The organism is Arthrobacter endolithicus (assembly GCF_026627425.1).
Lineage (GTDB): Bacteria > Actinomycetota > Actinomycetes > Actinomycetales > Micrococcaceae > Arthrobacter_M.
On record NZ_JAPNLH010000010.1, the window covers coordinates 66,604 to 82,798 of the forward strand.

16 protein-coding genes are annotated in these 16,195 nt (G+C 62.6%); 13 read left to right on the forward strand and 3 right to left on the reverse strand.

Features of this window, described 5'->3' with window-relative positions:
• Nucleotides 1-21 precede the first annotated feature (21 nt).
• The 12 genes from OS914_RS10585 (at nucleotide 22) to OS914_RS10640 (ending at nucleotide 11,195) form a co-directional block, all read left to right on the forward strand.
• On the forward strand, nucleotides 22-534 hold the full coding sequence (locus tag OS914_RS10585; protein WP_267546029.1) for a Cg1360 family ATP-synthase-associated protein: 513 nt from the start codon (nucleotides 22-24) through the stop codon (nucleotides 532-534).
• Complete coding sequence (locus OS914_RS10590; protein WP_267546030.1) at nucleotides 527-865, forward strand: AtpZ/AtpI family protein; 339 nt, start codon at nucleotides 527-529, stop codon at nucleotides 863-865. The genes OS914_RS10585 and OS914_RS10590 overlap by 8 nt, the downstream gene beginning before the upstream one ends.
• Nucleotides 866-962: 97 nt before the next feature.
• Nucleotides 963-1,757, forward strand: a complete 795-nt coding sequence (gene atpB, locus OS914_RS10595) for a F0F1 ATP synthase subunit A (protein ID WP_267546031.1) — start codon at nucleotides 963-965, stop codon at nucleotides 1,755-1,757.
• Between the two features lie 71 nt (nucleotides 1,758-1,828).
• Nucleotides 1,829-2,047, forward strand: a complete 219-nt coding sequence (gene atpE / locus OS914_RS10600) for an ATP synthase F0 subunit C (RefSeq protein WP_196398210.1) — start codon at nucleotides 1,829-1,831, stop codon at nucleotides 2,045-2,047.
• 42 nt (nucleotides 2,048-2,089) lie between these two features.
• On the forward strand, nucleotides 2,090-2,659 hold the full coding sequence (locus tag OS914_RS10605; RefSeq protein ID WP_267546032.1) for a F0F1 ATP synthase subunit B: 570 nt from the start codon (nucleotides 2,090-2,092) through the stop codon (nucleotides 2,657-2,659).
• Nucleotides 2,659-3,513 (forward strand): ATP synthase F1 subunit delta, encoded by an 855-nt coding sequence (gene atpH / locus OS914_RS10610; RefSeq protein ID WP_267546033.1) that lies wholly within the window; start codon nucleotides 2,659-2,661, stop codon nucleotides 3,511-3,513. Before OS914_RS10605 ends, atpH begins: the two co-directional genes overlap by 1 nt.
• 110 nt (nucleotides 3,514-3,623) lie before the next feature.
• The gene (gene atpA / locus OS914_RS10615; protein WP_267546034.1) at nucleotides 3,624-5,261 is read left to right on the forward strand and encodes a F0F1 ATP synthase subunit alpha; all 1,638 of its coding nucleotides are present in this window, start codon (nucleotides 3,624-3,626) and stop codon (nucleotides 5,259-5,261) included.
• 97 nt (nucleotides 5,262-5,358) lie between these two features.
• The gene (locus OS914_RS10620) at nucleotides 5,359-6,252 is read left to right on the forward strand and encodes a F0F1 ATP synthase subunit gamma (RefSeq protein ID WP_267546035.1); all 894 of its coding nucleotides are present in this window, start codon (nucleotides 5,359-5,361) and stop codon (nucleotides 6,250-6,252) included.
• A 74-nt stretch (nucleotides 6,253-6,326) separates the two neighbouring features.
• Complete coding sequence (gene atpD / locus OS914_RS10625; RefSeq protein WP_267546036.1) at nucleotides 6,327-7,781, forward strand: F0F1 ATP synthase subunit beta; 1,455 nt, start codon at nucleotides 6,327-6,329, stop codon at nucleotides 7,779-7,781.
• A 1-nt stretch (nucleotide 7,782) separates the two neighbouring features.
• On the forward strand, nucleotides 7,783-8,076 hold the full coding sequence (locus OS914_RS10630) for a F0F1 ATP synthase subunit epsilon (RefSeq protein WP_267546037.1): 294 nt from the start codon (nucleotides 7,783-7,785) through the stop codon (nucleotides 8,074-8,076).
• Between the two features lie 10 nt (nucleotides 8,077-8,086).
• Nucleotides 8,087-8,518, forward strand: coding sequence for a DUF2550 domain-containing protein (locus OS914_RS10635; protein ID WP_267546038.1), 432 nt, complete (start codon nucleotides 8,087-8,089; stop codon nucleotides 8,516-8,518).
• A gap of 7 nt (nucleotides 8,519-8,525) precedes the next feature.
• Nucleotides 8,526-11,195, forward strand: a complete 2,670-nt coding sequence (locus OS914_RS10640) for a bifunctional lysylphosphatidylglycerol flippase/synthetase MprF (RefSeq protein ID WP_267546039.1) — start codon at nucleotides 8,526-8,528, stop codon at nucleotides 11,193-11,195.
• A 29-nt stretch (nucleotides 11,196-11,224) separates the two neighbouring features.
• Here OS914_RS10640 and OS914_RS10645 read toward each other — a convergent pair whose 3' ends face one another.
• The 3 genes from OS914_RS10645 to OS914_RS10655 all read right to left on the reverse strand — a co-directional run bounded on the left by OS914_RS10645 (nucleotide 11,225) and on the right by OS914_RS10655 (nucleotide 15,437).
• Nucleotides 11,225-12,601, reverse strand: coding sequence for an N-acetylglucosamine-6-phosphate deacetylase (locus OS914_RS10645; protein ID WP_267546040.1), 1,377 nt, complete (start codon nucleotides 12,599-12,601; stop codon nucleotides 11,225-11,227).
• 42 nt (nucleotides 12,602-12,643) lie between these two features.
• Nucleotides 12,644-13,339 (reverse strand): endonuclease NucS, encoded by a 696-nt coding sequence (gene nucS, locus OS914_RS10650; RefSeq protein WP_267546041.1) that lies wholly within the window; start codon nucleotides 13,337-13,339, stop codon nucleotides 12,644-12,646.
• A 199-nt stretch (nucleotides 13,340-13,538) separates the two neighbouring features.
• Nucleotides 13,539-15,437 carry an HNH endonuclease signature motif containing protein gene (locus OS914_RS10655; protein WP_267546042.1) on the reverse strand — a complete coding sequence of 633 codons (1,899 nt, stop codon included), beginning with the start codon at nucleotides 15,435-15,437 and terminating at the stop codon, nucleotides 13,539-13,541.
• 393 nt (nucleotides 15,438-15,830) lie between these two features.
• Here OS914_RS10655 and OS914_RS10660 point away from each other — a divergent pair, with 393 nt between their 5' ends.
• Nucleotides 15,831-16,175: an ATP/GTP-binding protein gene (locus OS914_RS10660; RefSeq protein WP_267546043.1), complete on the forward strand. Its 345-nt coding sequence runs from the start codon at nucleotides 15,831-15,833 to the stop codon at nucleotides 16,173-16,175.
• The last annotated feature ends 20 nt before the right edge of the window (nucleotides 16,176-16,195 follow it).

Sequence of the window (16,195 nt, forward strand, 5' to 3'; positions counted from 1 at the left end):
CCGAAGAGAAGTGGTTTTTTCATGCGCGACTCCCACGCCACCGGCGGCTCAGTGCCGCCGGGACGGATTGTCGTCTCTGGACCAACCGTGTCCCCGTGGCTGCGTATTCTGGCGTACTGCACGGCATCTGCTGTGGCGGTCATCGTTGTCCTCACGGCCATCTCCGCCGTCACCAGCGGGGGAGCCGGGGTGCTCAGCGTCCTCTTCGGAGCAGCAATCGTGATGCTCTTCTTCACCATCAGTCTGCTCGTGGGACACTTCGGTGGCCGGAACAATCCCTCCGGTGCCGTCGGACTGTTCCTTCTGACGTATTTAGTCAAGGTGATCGGTTTCGCTGCGGTGCTGTTCTTCTTTGGCGCCCCGGGCTGGCTGAACGGCGTATGGTTCTTTACCGCCGCCGTCGTGGTGGTTCTCGTGTGGCAGGCCACGGAAGTGTTTGCCTTCAGCCGTACGCGCCATCAGCTTTACAACGACCCTTCTGTGCCTGATTCTTCTGTGCCCGATTCCTTTGGGGAGGGCGGCAATAATGTCTAAGGGCCGTCGTCGAAGCGCTCACAGGGATTCACTAGCGCAGGAGCGCATCTCCGTCGCGGCTTCGGGCAGCACGGGGCCTGACGGCAATGGCGGATACAACGCCGGGATGAGTGTTTTTAGCTACGTCCTTGGCGGAACCCTGGTCTGGAGTTTGATAGGGTGGGGACTGGATAACGCGCTGGGAACCCATTGGTTTGTTCTGGCCGGCGCCTTCGTAGGACTGGCCGGCGGGTTCTATCTGTCCTTTGCTCGCCGCCTCGTCCGCAACCGCGCCAAAGATGCTGCCGGAACGCAGCCGGTCGAGGGCCCAAAGAGATTTGAGCAGCCGTAATGCCACAAGATTTAAACACCACCGGGGGTAACGGTGCGGCCGCAGGCCCGCTTCCCCGGACCATGCCCGAGTACGGACCCTGCAGAGAGGAAACGCGTTGATCGCGCTTACGCTCCCCGCCCAAGATGGTGGATCGTTCAACCCGCCCGGCGTCAACAGCCACCTGGCACCGCTGTTCACCATCGGAGACTTCGAGTTCACCAAGCAGATGCTGCTGGTCCTGCTCTCCGTGGCCCTCATTTCCTGGTTCTTCGTTGCCGCTGCGCGCAAGGGCAAGCTGGTTCCCGGGAAGCTGCAGTTTGCCGGCGAAGTGGGTTACAACTTCGTCCGCAACTCAGTCGCGAAGGATGTGATCGGCGGCAAGGACTTCATGAAGTATGTTCCGCTGCTGTTCTCGCTGTTCTTCTTCATTCTGATCAACAACATTTACGGAGCCATTCCGTTTATCCAGTTGCCCAGCTTCTCCCACGTCGGCGGCGCATATCTGCTGGCGGCCCTTGTCTACGTGATCTGGATTGGTGCTGGCCTGAAGGTCAACGGCATCCGTTTCCTGAAGCTGGCCGTTGTTCCCTCGGGGGTGCCGTGGTATATTCTGCCGCTGGTGGTTCCGATCGAGATTATTTCAAATTTCCTGGTCCGTCCGATGACGCACAGTTTGCGTCTTTTTGCGACCATGCTGGCCGGACACCTGATCGTCCTGATCGCGGGCTCCGGCATTGAATTCCTCATCATGCAGGAAAGTGCATTGATGAAGGGTGCCTCAGTTCTGGTCCTCGCCGGATCGGTTGCGATGTACATGCTGGAAGCGTTAATTATGGTGCTGCAGGCGTATGTCTTTGTGTTGCTCACGGCGATCTACATTGAGGGCGCTGTCCACGCGGACAGCCACTAGTATCCAGCATTCCCCGCGGGGGATTACTTGAACCAAACAACCTGCCTTCGGGCATCTTGAAAGGAATATTCATGAACGGCACAATCAACGGTTCTATCAACCTCGTTGGCTACGGCCTCTCCGCGATTGGTGGAGCTATTGGTGTGGGACTGGTCTTCGCGGCCTACATCAACGGCGTGGCACGTCAGCCGGAAGCCCAGCGCGTCCTGCAGCCCATCGCCTTCCTCGGCCTGGCACTGACCGAAGCCCTCGCCATTCTTGGCCTCGTGTTCGCGTTCGTTCTCAAGTAAAGAGACAACACTTCATTTGCGAGTAGATAGGACGGGCGAAATATGAACAGTCTCATGATTTCCGCCGCCTCTGACGCGGTAGCCGAGAATCCACTGGTCCCGAACGGGTGGGAAATTCTCGTTGTTGCGGTGGGCTTTGCGATCCTCATGTTCATTGTGGTCAAGTTTGTTGTCCCGATGTTCGAGAAGACTTTTGCCGAGCGCACCGAAGCGATCGAAGGTGGCATCGCCAAGGCCGAGAAGGCTCAGGCCGAGGCTACCGAGGCGCTGAACGAATACAAACAGCAGCTCACGGACGCCCGCGCCGAGGCCAATCGCATCCGCGAAGAAGCACGTGCCGAGGGTGCCCTTATCCTGGCGGACCTCAAGGACAAGGCAGCAGCCGAGTCCGCCCGTATCACGGAGCAGGCACAGGTGGCTATAGCCGCCGAGCGTCAGGCCGCCGTTGTGTCGTTGCGCGCCGAGGTCGGCAGCTTGGCTACGACATTAGCCGGTCGCATCGTTGGCGAATCGCTCAACGATGATGAGCGTTCCACGCGCGTGGTCGATCGTTTCCTGGCCGATCTGGAAGATCAGGGCACATCTAAGCAGAGCGCAGGTGCTCTCCAGTAATGGCAGGGGTATCGAGCGAATCGCTGACCGAGGCGCTGGCCGATCTTGCGCACCAGCTTCCAACCGCTTCGCTGACGCTGGCGGAGGAGTTGTTCGGCGTCCTTGGCGCTATCGATAGTTCAGCCGGTCTGCGGCGGGCGTTGACCGATCCGTCGCGCAGCGGCGCTGCCAAAGCGGCGCTGGTTGACGGACTGGTCAAGGGCAAGGTGTCCGCGCAGGCCGAAAACATTGTCGCCAAGCTGGCAGCCTCGCGCTGGGCAGCGGCCCGTGACATCGGCGATGCACTCGAAACCGTGGCCGCCACCGTGGCCATTGCCGTAGCGGAAAACGGTGCCGGGGCTGCAAGTCCCAGCACCGTTCCCGGTGTTGCCGGTTCAGGGGCGAGCGGGCTCGAGCGTTTGGAGGACGACTTGTTCGACTTCAACCGGGCCGTTGAATCCAGTCACGAGGTACAGGGCGCATTTGCCCAACCGCAGGCAAGCGCTGCGGCGAAGATTACGTTGGCGCTGAAGCTGGTGCCCCACGCGGGCGATGAGGCCCGTGCGTTGATCAGCCAGGCGGTGGCCCATCCGCGTGGCGTCAGAGTCACAAAGCTCATTGAGCGCTTTGCGGACCTGTCAGCCAAGCGGCAGCAGCGCTGGATCGCGGGCGTCACGGTGAGCCGCCCGCTGACTGGGCAGCAGACCGAGAGGCTGCAGGCTGGCCTGAACAGCCTGTATGGACGTGAGCTGAAGATCAACATCATTGTTGATCCGACGCTGATCGGCGGGGTGCGTGTGCGGGTAGGGGACGAAGTAGTGGATGCTTCGGTTATTTCCCGGCTCGGCGAGCTTCGCCGCCAGCTGGCCGGCTAGAGGGCCTGCGTAATAGAGACTAATCGACCGCCGGTCATCTGAACCGGACAGGTCACAGTTAGGTCATCGTGATTAACGGTGATCGCGAAATAGGAGAGCAGGGACTGCAGATGGCCGAATTGACCATCAACGCCGACGATGTCCGTAACGCGTTGAATGAGTTCGCGGCGTCCTACGAGCCTGGCAACGCCGAGCGCGTTGAAGTTGGCCGAGTAACCTCGGCCGGCGATGGCATCGCCCGTGTGGAGGGTCTTCCCTCCGTCATGGCCAACGAGCTGCTGCGCTTTGAGGACGGAACGCTGGGGCTGGCCCAGAACCTTGACGTACGGGAAATCGGCGTCATTGTTCTTGGTGACTTCGCCGGCATCGAAGAGGGCCAGGAGGTTCACCGCACCGGTGAAGTTCTCTCGGTGCCCGTCGGGGACGAGTTCCTGGGCCGTGTTGTCGACCCGCTGGGCGTCCCGATCGATGACCTGGGCGAGATTCATGCCGAGGGCCGTCGCGCCCTGGAGCTGCAGGCTCCGGGCGTTACGCAGCGAAAGTCGGTTCACGAACCGATGCAGACCGGCCTGAAGGCCATCGACGCGATGATTCCGATCGGCCGGGGCCAGCGCCAGCTGATCATCGGTGACCGCCAGACGGGTAAGTCCGCCATCGCGATCGATACGATCATCAACCAGAAGGCCAACTGGGCCTCTGGTGACGTCAATAAGCAGGTCCGCTGCATCTACGTTGCGATTGGTCAAAAGGCTTCCACTATTGCCGCCGTCCGGCAGACCCTTGAGGATAACGGCGCGCTGGAATACACCACGATCGTGGCGTCCCCGGCTTCCGACCCGGCCGGCTTCAAATACCTGGCACCGTATGCCGGTTCGGCCATTGGCCAGCACTGGATGTACGGCGGCAAGCATGTTCTGATCGTCTTTGACGACCTGTCGAAGCAGGCCGAGGCCTACCGCGCCGTTTCATTGCTGCTGCGCCGCCCGCCGGGCCGCGAGGCCTACCCCGGTGATGTGTTCTACCTGCACTCCCGTCTGCTGGAGCGTTGTGCCAAGCTCTCCGATGAGCTCGGTGCCGGTTCGATGACGGGGCTGCCTCTGATCGAAACTAAGGCAAACGACGTCTCGGCCTACATCCCGACCAACGTGATCTCCATCACCGATGGACAGATCTTCCTGCAGTCGGACCTCTTCAATGCCAACCAGCGTCCCGCCGTCGACGTGGGTGTTTCGGTGTCCCGCGTGGGTGGTTCTGCCCAGGTGAAATCCATGAAGAAGGTCTCCGGTACTTTGAAGCTGGACCTGGCCCAGTACCGCGACATGCAGGCGTTCTCCATGTTCGCCTCCGATTTGGATGCCGCATCGCGTCAGCAGTTGACGCGTGGTGCACGCCTGATGGAACTGCTCAAGCAGGGCCAGTACTCGCCGTTCCCGGTCGAGAACCAGGTGGTCTCCATTTGGGCGGGCACCAAGGGCTACCTGGACGATGTTCCGGTGGAGGATGTCAGTCGTTTCGAGGCCGATTTCCTGGAGCACCTGCGGCACAGCTCCTCGGTGCTGACCACGCTGGCGCAAACCAACGTGCTCGACGACGACACGGCCGAAGCGCTGAAGACCTCCATCACGGAGTTCAAGAAGGGTTTCTTCGGCGAGGGCGATGACCACCTGGTGGGCGCCGGACACGAAGAGCATGATGCTCTGGCCGGCTCAGAGGTAGACCAAGAAAAGATCGTCAAGCAGAAGCGCTAGCAACCCTGGGTGAGCCTGCCGAAACCTCTGCAGGTTTCGGCAGGCTCGACCAGCAGGGTTTGAACTAGTTCAACCAGCGGTACCTGAAAGGAAGACTATGGGAGCCCAGATCCGGGTCTACCGCCAGAAGATCACCTCGACGACGTCGATGCGCAAGATCTTCAAGGCGATGGAACTGATCGCTACCTCGCGCATTGGTAAGGCACGTGCCCGCGTGGCATCTTCCCTGCCGTACGCGAACGCCATCACCCGTGCGGTGTCGGCTGTGGCGTCTCAGTCGGAAATTGACCACCCGCTCACCACCGAGCCGGAACAGATCCGCCGTGCCGCCGTCGTCATTGTTACCTCTGACCGGGGCCTGGCTGGTTCCTATTCCGCCGGCGTTCTCAAGCAGGCCGAGGCTCTGCGGGAGCTGCTGACCGCTGAAGGTAAGGAAATCGAGTATTACCTGATCGGCCGTAAGGCGCAGGCCTACTTCGACTTCCGCGGCCGTGAATATGTTCGCGTCTGGACCGGGGGCACCGATGCTCCGGAGTTCAAAACTGCGCGTGAGGTCGGGGCCGCGGTATTGACGGCCTTCGCAACGGATTACGAGAAGGGTGGCGTGGACGAGATCCACGTCGTCTCCACCCGTTTCCAGTCGATGGTCGTGCAGGTTCCCACCGTTGTCCGACTGCTGCCTCTTGAGGTGGTTGAGGAACAGGCGGCTTCTGCCGAGGATCTGCTGCCGTTGTACGAGTTCGAGCCGGAGACGGAAAAGGTGCTCGATGCACTGCTGCCGCGGTACATCGAATCCCGGATCTTCAACGCTTTCCTGCAGGCGGCAGCGAGTGAACTCGCCGCCCGCCAGAGGGCAATGAAATCGGCCGGGGACAACGCCACGGACCTGATTAAGAAGTACACCAGACTGCGTAATACGGCCCGTCAGGCCGAAATCACCCAGGAACTTTCCGAGATCGTTGCCGGGGCGGACGCGCTCAGCGCATCTTAGCCGCAGCATCGGAGCGCAAGGTTCCGCACACGTTAGACTTAACCCCACGCCATCTACTGATTGAAGCGAGAGAGATGACAGTCACCAGCACAGAACAGGTAGCCTCCAAGGCCGGTGCTACCGGGCGTATTGCCCGCGTTATTGGCCCCGTCGTGGACGTTGAGTTCCCCGCGGATGCTATCCCGGGAATCTACAACGCCCTCACCACCTCGGTAACCCTCGACGGCGTTACCCGCACCATCACTTTCGAGACCGCTCTGCACCTGGGTGACAACCTCGTCCGCGCCATCTCCCTGCAGGCCACCGACGGCCTGGTCCGCGGAACGGCCGTGGCGGACACCGGTTCGCCCATCACCGTTCCAGTGGGCGACGGGGTCAAGGGTCACATCTTCAATGTCCTCGGCGAGCCGCTGGACGTTGACGCCTCGGAGCTCAATATCACCGAGCGCTGGCCGATTCACCGCAAGGCACCTGCCTTCGCCACCCTTGAGGGTTCCACCGAGATGCTGGAAACCGGTATCAAGGTGATCGACCTGCTCACCCCCTACATCCAGGGCGGCAAGATCGGTTTGTTTGGTGGCGCCGGTGTTGGTAAAACCGTGCTGATCCAGGAAATGATCACCCGTGTGGCCCGCAACTTCGGTGGTACCTCGGTATTCGCCGGTGTGGGAGAGCGTACCCGCGAGGGCAACGACCTGTGGGTTGAAATGGAAGAAGCGGGTGTCCTAAAGGACACCGCGCTAGTATTCGGCCAGATGGATGAGCCACCGGGAACGCGCCTTCGGGTTGCGCTCTCTGCCCTGACGATGGCGGAGTACTTCCGTGATGTGCAGAACCAGGACGTGCTGTTGTTCATCGACAACATTTTCCGCTTCACGCAGGCCGGCTCGGAAGTTTCCACGCTGTTGGGCCGGATGCCTTCCGCCGTGGGGTACCAGCCCAACCTGGCCGATGAGATGGGTCTGCTCCAGGAGCGCATCACATCCACCAAGGGCCACTCGATCACGTCCATGCAGGCCATTTACGTCCCCGCGGATGACTACACGGATCCGGCTCCTGCCACCACGTTCGCGCACTTGGATGCGACGACTGAACTGTCCCGTGAAATCGCTTCGCGTGGACTCTACCCGGCCGTGGACCCGCTGACCTCCACATCGCGGATCCTGGACCCGCAGTACATCGGCCATGAGCACTACAACACCGCTGTGCGCGTGAAGCAGATCCTGCAGAAGAACAAGGAACTGCAGGACATCATCGCGATCCTCGGCATCGACGAGCTGGGCGAAGAGGACAAGATTGTGGTGGCACGTGCCCGCCGCATCCAGCAGTTCCTTTCGCAGAACACCTACACGGCCAAGCAGTTCACCGGCGTTGAGGGTTCAACGGTCGCGATCAAGGACACCATCGAAGGTTTCAACGCGATCTGTAACGGCGATGTAGACCACATCGCTGAGCAGGCGTTCTTCAACATTGGTGGCCTCGATGATGTTGAACGCCAGTGGGCAGCCATCCAGGAATCGACCAAGTAAGATGGCTCAGCTCGAAGTAGAAATCGTCGCGGCGGACCATTTTGTCTGGTCCGGCGCGGCGAAGATGGTCAAGGGCCGCACCAGCGACGGCGAGATCGGCATCCTGCCTGGGCACGCTCCGCTGCTGGCGATTCTTGCGGAGGGTGAACTGGCCATCGAACCCGTTGACGGCGCCAGGATTTCCGTGACTGTTGATGGCGGGTTCTTCTCCGTGGACAGCGACCGCGTTGTCATTGTGGCTGACAACGCTCAGCTTCACGATGCGGCCGGTTCAGCCAACACGGGGATCCGATAGCCTCCAACAGATGAACGAGCCCGGAACCCAGTTCATCGTCATTGCAGCGGTTTTCCTGCTGTTCGTTCTCATTCTGTGCCTGTTCGGGATCCGCCGCTTTCAATTGCAGCGCGCATTCGGAACGGTCGACGCCTCCATTTGCTCATCGGGAAACCGGTGGCAGATGGGGGTTTGTCGTTATCAGGACGCGGATCTGGAATGGTTCAGACTGGTGTCGCTGAGCCCGCGGGCGCGGCACACCTTCCGGCGCAGTTCGATTGTCCTGGTGGGCCGGCGGCAGCCCACCGAATCCGAACGCGTCAGGGTCCAACCCGACGCTGTGATTGTCACCCTGAGCTACGAAGGCCAGGAATTGCTGATGGCGATGAAATTTGACGCCTACGCGGGATTATCATCCTGGCTTGAGGCTGGTCCCGTGATAGGCATTGGGACCTGGCGATAGCTCCAGCATGGACGTGCTGAAAAATTTGAGCACCAAGGCGCAAACGCCGCAGCCTTCCCGCCGCGGCCGCTGGGCGGATCGCGGTCGCTGGCTGCGGCGGCGTGTGCCATTCACCGTGTCCGCTGTGGCGCTTTTCTGGCTGCTGGCAGCGTTGACGGGAAGCTTCCTGGCCGGCCCTGCTTCCGGCCAGCTCAACGGCATCAGCTGGCAATTGCAGCACTTCCACGACGGTCAATGGTGGACCATGTTCACGTCGATCTTCTTTGCCACGAATCCCGCCGCCTACCTCCTGTCCACCGCAATGATTGCCGGATTCGTCGGATTGCTGGAGCTGCGAATCGGATCGCTGCGGGCTGCGGTCGTGTTTTTGTATGGGAACATTGCCGCCATAGCCGCCTTCACCCTTGCCACGCAACTGGCCCGGTATTGGGGCGATAGCTGGCTCGGTACAATGTCCGAAGCCGTCCTGCTGGGGCCCTACCCGGCTGCCGTCGCCTGTGCCGTGGCGGCTGCCGGAACGCTGGGACCGCTCTGGCGGCGCAGACTGCGCGTGGGGGTTTTCGCCGCTGCACTCATGCTTGTTCTCTACATCGGCCATGCGGAATCGGTTCTGGTGCTGGCGGGAGCATTGTCCGGGTTCACGGTTGCCTGCTGGCGAAGATCAGCCAGCATCAATGTTCGCTTTCACCGGTCAACGGCCCGCGAGGTGAGGAACATGCTCGCGATCGTCGTGGCCATTTTCGCGATCGGTCCCTTGCTCGCTGCCGTCGCGAAGAGCCCATCGGGACCGTTGGCCATTGTGCGCGATGTTGTACTGAACCCGGTGCCAACCCTCAACCAGCTGCAGGACAGCTGTGGTTCCACAGTCGATGCGGCCTGCCTACAGTTGGCGCAGAACAATGCAGGCTTGGGAACTCTGACCCTCGGACTCGCGGTTGTTCCGGCATTGTTGTTGTTGGTCTGTGCCGAGGGACTGCGGCGGGGCCACCGTCTGGCCGTGTGGATGGCAATTGGCGTGCAACTACTCGTGGCGGGTCTATTGTTCAGCTACCTCTCGCTCTTTGCCAGGATTCCGCACAGCCCCCTGCATGCGCACGGCAGGGCCCCAGGAGTCACCTTCCTCGACTCCACGATGCCGGGGGCAGGCTTCGCCCACTTACTGCCGGTCGCGCTGACTCCCTTGCTGGTCGCTGTCGTCCTGTTTCTGTACCGGAGGCGGTTCACGGTGTTTACCGCACGGTGGGTTTGGCAGCGTCTGCTTGCGCTGATAGTGCTGACTTGGCTGGTATTCACCGGCGCCTACAGCCTCACCTGGATTTCCAACGGAGGCCTGGGACGCCCGGGGGGAGTGCGGTCCCTACTGACGGAGCTGGCGCGTGCGTACCTTCCACTGCCGGTTCCCGGACAGCTCGCACAGGCCTTTGCCGGCCGGGATCAGTTGGAGATCCTCTTATTCCACCTCAGTGGGCCGCTATTCTGGCTGATCGTGCTAACCGGCGTTCTGACGGCTTTCCTCGTACAGGGCAGGCGGCGGTTTCGCGGCGACGACGACGTAGATCGGGCGTGCCGGCTGGTCCGGGTGGGCGGGGACTCGCTGTCCTGGATGGCTCTTTGGCCCAACAATCATTACTGGTTTACCCCCGATGGCAGGGCCGGCATCGCCTATCAGGAGCACGGAACCGTTGCGCTCACCGTGGCCGGTCCGTTCGGCGAACCAGACATGCAGCACAAGGCCGTGCAAGGCTTTCTGGGCTTCTGCGCCGAACGGGCGCTCACGCCCTGCCTTTACTCCGTTACGGGCGATTTTTGGCCGCACCTGCGCGACGAGGGCTTCAGCCGCGTGCCGGTGGCGCAGGAGACGCGGCTGCGCATCCGCGAGCTCCGATTCAAGGGCAAGGACTGGCAGAATGTCAGGACCGCGCTGAACAAGGCCAGCAAGCTGGGGATCAGCGTGGTGTGGTCTGCCTACCGGGAGCTGCCGGCGCACCTGCGGCAGCAGGTCGTTGAAGTCTCCGAAGAATGGGCCACCCGCAGAGCGGTACCGGAAATGGGCTTCACGCTCGGATCCCTTGAGGAGCTGATGGATGACGACGTGCTCTGCGCTGTTGCGGTGGATTCTGCCGGTTTGGTGCACGGTGTCACCAGCTGGCTGCCGGTGTATTCCGACGGAGCAGTTGTCAGCTGGACGTTGGATTTCATGCGGCGGGCGACGAACGGCTTCTCCGGCGTGATGGACTTCCTGATCGCCTCTGCCGTGCTGAAACTGCGGGACTCCGTGGAAATGATCTCTCTCTCCGGTTCGCCGCTGGCTCCCGCACAGGAGGGACCAGGCGGGACGGACTCCAACGGTCCAGACCCCCGGGACCCGGACTCAACGGAAAGGGGCTCAACGGAAAGGGGCTCAACGGACCCGGACTCCGGCGGCGCTGATCTTCAGCGTGCGGACGTGGCGCTGGCACGCATGCTCAATATCGTCGGCAACGCCCTGGAGCCGGTGTACGGATTCCGTTCGCTGGCCCATTTTAAATCCCGTTTCCAGCCCGAATACCGGACTCTGTACATGTTCTATCCCGATCCGCTGACGCTGCCCGCCATTGGACGGGCTCTGTCCGCGGCGTATCTGCCCGGGCTTTCCGTTCGGCAGACCGCGCGGTTGCTGCGGACGCTGGTTTCATAAACGTGGCACCCCCCGCCAACGGGCGTGTCTCAGGCGGCGGAGGATTCCCAGGCCGGCAGCCACAGTCCCTGCCTCAGGACACTCGTCAGGTGCAGCCCGCCGTCAACGATCACAGCGTCCGCCCGTAGCCCACGGCGCAGACCGCCGATCTCGTCGGAAAGACCAAGAACCGCCGCAGGAACCGCTGTTGCCGCCAGTACCGCGTCCTGCAGTGGGATACCGGCCGCGAAGGTCCTGCGCACCACATCCAGCAGCGTCGCCGTGCCGCCGGCAATCGAGCCCGTCGCGTCGAGCGTCGCTACACCGTCGGTCACCGTTACGGGTGAAGGCCCCAACATGTACCGGCCGTCGGAAAGTCCGGCGGCGGCCATCGAATCCGTCACCAACAGCACGTTGGCCGCACCCACCAGGTTGAAGACCATCCGGACCGTCTGCGGGTCAAGGTGCGTATTGTCTGCGATCAGCTCGACGGCGGCATACCCGGCCTTGGCCGCCGGTAGACACGCGGCCACGGGGCCGGGGGAGCGGTGATGCATCGGCGGCATGCCGTTGAAAAGGTGCGTCACGGTCGGCCGCCCGCCCGTCCCGGTAAACCCGGACGAGGACAGACCTTCACGGGCCTGCTCAAGAGAGGCTGCCGCCGTCGCCGTATCGCAGTCCGTGTGTCCCAGCGCGGGAGTGATGCCGTGCGCTGTCATCAGATCCACGAGTCCGCCGGCACCGGGAAGCTCGGGGGCGTACGTCATCGTGACGATCTGGCCCTGGCCCGCCTCGATCAGCTCGGCCATCAGAGCCAGGTCCGGCTCACGCAGCCACTTCGGATTTTGTGCCCCGCACCGGGCATGCGAGAGGAAAGGACCCTCCAAATGGATCCCTGCCAGCAGCCCCTCGTGCGTCAGACCAACGTAAACGCCAATCCCCGCCAGAAGATCCTCACGCGAGGCGGTGACCATGCTGGCCAGCAAGGTGGTGGTGCCGCTGCGGTGCAGGAAATCCACCGCCCGTCGCGCAGACGACTCCTCCCCGCCGGGAAAATCCCCGCCATTTCCGCCATGGTTATGGATATCCACCAGCCCGGGCAGGATGTACGACCCGGCCGGGAGCTCAAGCCGTTCGACGTCGGCAGGCCCGCGTGAGTGCGCCGCGCCGGGAGCTGCCGCGGGAAACCCCGTGCTGTCCAAGCCCGAGCTATCAAGGCCCACGCTGTCAAAATCCGCACTGTCAAAACCCGCACTGTGAAAACCCGCAGTGTCAAAACCCGAGGCCGGGCCTGCGTAGATGATCCTGTCGCCCTCGACGGCCAGCAATCCGTTGTCAATAACGGCCCCGTCGGTTACCAGCGTTCCGCTAATCAGCTTCCTGTCCGTGCTCGTGCCGTTGGGTCCCGGGGAAGCGTTCCAAGTCATCTAATGAGTCTAGTCAGCGACTGAGCCCAGCCAGCGACCGGTCTAGAAGAGCCGCGTCGATGTGTCATCCACCCCGCGCATGGCGTCGTAATCCAACGTGAGGCACTCGATGCCACGGTCAACCGCCAGCACCCTCGCCTGCGGCTTGATTTGCTGCGCCGCAAACACTCCGCGAACCGGTGCCAGCAGGGGGTCACGGTTTAACAGCTCAAGGTAACGCGTCAGCTGCTCAACGCCGTCAATATCGCCACGGCGCTTGAGCTCGACGGCGACCGTTCCGCCGGTCGCATCCCGGGCCAGAATGTCCACTGGCCCGATCGCAGTGAAATACTCGCGGCGGATAAGTGTGAAGCCATCGCCCAACGTGTGAATTTGCTCTGCCAGCAGACGCTGCAGATCCGCTTCCACGCCGTCCTTGATCAGGCCCGGATCCACGCCCAGATCGTGGCTGCTGTCGTGGAGCTGCTCGTAGATGTTGATTATCAGCCGATCATCGGCCTTAGCCGACTGGACGATCCACTGTTCCTCCACACCCTCTTCCAGATCCGTCTCAGCCGGGGTCGTCCTTCGGAGCGTGGCGGGCGGACTCATCCAGTTCAGGGGTTTATAGGACCCACCGTCAGAATGGACCAGAACCGAACCGTCGGCCTTGATCAGCAGCAGACGGATGGCCAGCGGGAGATGAGCTTTAAGTCGGCCGACATAATCAACGGAGCAACGAGCTATAACTAAACGCACCCAGAGAACTCTACCGTCCCATTCGTGACCGATCGCGAACTGCCCGCACGGACAGATGATCTCGACATGCGCAGGGGCGGCACGTGTTAGCCGACGATGTCGGATCACCCTGCGCGTGCTGGCGTGGCCATGCCGGTGATGCCGCAGCCGGCCGGGATACCGCAGCTGTGCCAAAGCTGTGCCGGATAACCCGGCTGCGTTAGCTGTAATCCGACGTAGTAGACCCAGGTCCCTCGGGGTCACTTGGTATCTCTGAGTCGATGAGGAACAGAGTGCAATACGCTTCGTCGTGGCAGGGATCCCAGGGCTGGTTTATTCCTGGTGCCGTGGTGTGGGCTGTTACCGGGTTGGTGAGCAGTTTTGGCAAACGTGGCCGGTGGTGGTCCGGTGGCGACGGCGGGTAGTATTTTCCGGCCGGTGAGGTCCATGCTGTCTGCCCGGTATCGGTTATGGACGGGGTCCAGCCCCGCAGCTGTGGTCCGGGCAGGTCGCCGACGCTGGTTTCCCCGTCAGGGGATGACCCATCATGGGGGGCGAATCTGCCGGTGCGTTTCCCGTGGCGGTTTTTACCGTCTTTGAAGTGTTTGATCAGGTGATGCTTTTTACACTCATCCGTCAATTCCTTCCCGCCGGTCCCGCTGCCGTGTTCCCATCCGGTGATGTGATCGAGTTGAGTATCGGCAGTGACGGTGTTATACCCGGGGAACGTGCACGTCTGGTCCCGGGCCCGTAACCAGGCCCGCAGGCGCGCGCTCACCCGGTACCGTTCCCTACCGATGGCCAGCGGCTCACCGGTATGCGGATGGATCAGCAACCTGATCATTTCCGGGCTCTCGGCGGCGAGTTGACGGGCCACATCAGGTGGAATCGGCCCGTACCCTTCCAAATCAGCCGGTTCATCGGTCAACCCCAGCAAAGCGAAAACAGGGATCGCGACCAGCACCTGGGCCCGTGGCAAAGGACACCCACCCGCACTCCCCACGCCCGCATCCTGGTCATCCTGGTAATCCAAGTCAGCAGGCCCGGCGAGCTCACCGGATGGGCTGCCGTGTCTGTCGCCGCCCTGCCTGTCGCCGACTTTGCCCTGCCCGTTGTCGCAGCCCGGCCCGACGCTGTTCTGTCCCGGGTTCTGTCCTGGGTTCTGTCCGGTGTTGCTTAGTAGCCAGCCTGCGGCGATGTCCAGGCGTAGTTGGGTCAGGGTCCGGGGCTCGTCGGGGCCCTGGGCCGCGCGGGCAGCCTCGGTCGCCCGATTCCAGATCCCCTGGGCAGTGGGCGCGGGCATATACCCGGACAGGTAGGACATGCCATCCCGGTCCGGGGTCAGCTGCAGCCGGCGCTTGGTGATAGCGGCTTTATGCCTGGACACCATCGTTTCCGGGTGCTCCCGCTCCCGCCATTTCCGTGCCAGGGACTTCAGCTTCGGCACCGTCAACCCCGGCGCCACCACCAGTAGCCGCGATTCAAACTCCTCCGCGACCGCGGCGGGGATACCCGGTTCCGCTACCGCGGTCAACGACCCCACCTCATCAATAATGACCTCCGCGTGCCGGTAGGACAGGTCTCCGGCCGCCAAGCCGGCCAGGGTCCGGGGGCGGTCATGAACCAACGTGATACTCTCCGACAGCAGCGCGTTCGCGGTCGCGTCCGGGAGGCATAACGCGGCAGCCAGTTCCGCCGTCATCGATGCCGTCGCCTCCTGCCGCTGCCATGCATCCAACCCCAACCCCGTGCCGATCCGATCCGCCGCCGCGGCGAGGCGTGCAACCTCCCGGGCCTTCCCGGCAGCGACCCTGGCCTCCAAACGCGACCATTGCGTCAACGCGGCCACCGACGCGTTATACACCGCTTCCTGCTCAGCCAGCCACTCGTCCGCAGCAACAACCCCCGCAGTGAACACCGGATCCGGGGCCCCACCATCAGGCCCCCGCGCAGGAAACCCCGGATGCGGCCGAAACAACCGATCACGACCGGAGTCCGGACCGGTTCCGGGTCCAGGCCCGGAACCGTCGGGCAAGACCACAGCAGCCAGCAGCGCCGCCGTCGTCGGCTGTGCCCCCGCCCCGCCCGGTGTCCCCGATGCTCCCGTAAAACCGTCCATAACCCAACACTGCCACCAGCCACTGACATTTTGACCACCCCAATACCTCCACGGGGAAAACAGGTGAGAAATATCCGCAGACGCGCACGGCTGCGGCCGTTTCGACTGTCCTGGTGCTCTCAGACGGACCGCGATCGACAGGGCTCCAGGCCCCCGTTACGGTGAAGCTATCGAGGACGGCAAACAGGCCGGTGGCACGACAACACGGCGGTCGTTCACCGCCTGCGACTCGAACAGGATGGCACTCCCGCCTTCACGACCTCGCTTTCAGCCAGGTCTTTAGCCACACCACCCCTCCGGACTTTCGCAACTGCACAGCGCTGTTCGTCAGCCCATGACCATGACTGATCCGACGCCGCCAGCAGGCAGTGGCATCTAAGGCAGAATGGAATCATGCCCCGTTCCAATCATCCGCGCCGTGCAAACGGAGGCAGGCCGGGACAAAAGACCGCCGCTGGAAGCGGCGCTGCCGAAGAGCTGGACTTGGAACGCGCCCGTTCCGGCTTCCCGCGCCGCGAGTCCGCGCCGGATGGCGAATGGATGGTTCGTCCGATTACCGCCCGGAATGCCGCCAAAATCTACACCTGCCCCGGCTGTCACCGCCCCGTCCAGCCGGGAATTGCCCACTTGGTGGTCTGGCAGGAGGACTCGCTTTTTGGCGCGGCCGCCGGGCTGACGGACCGCCGGCACTGGCATACCAACTGCTGGCAGTCGCGCAGCTACAAATACCGGCGGTGATGCCGGGCGTCGGGCTAAAC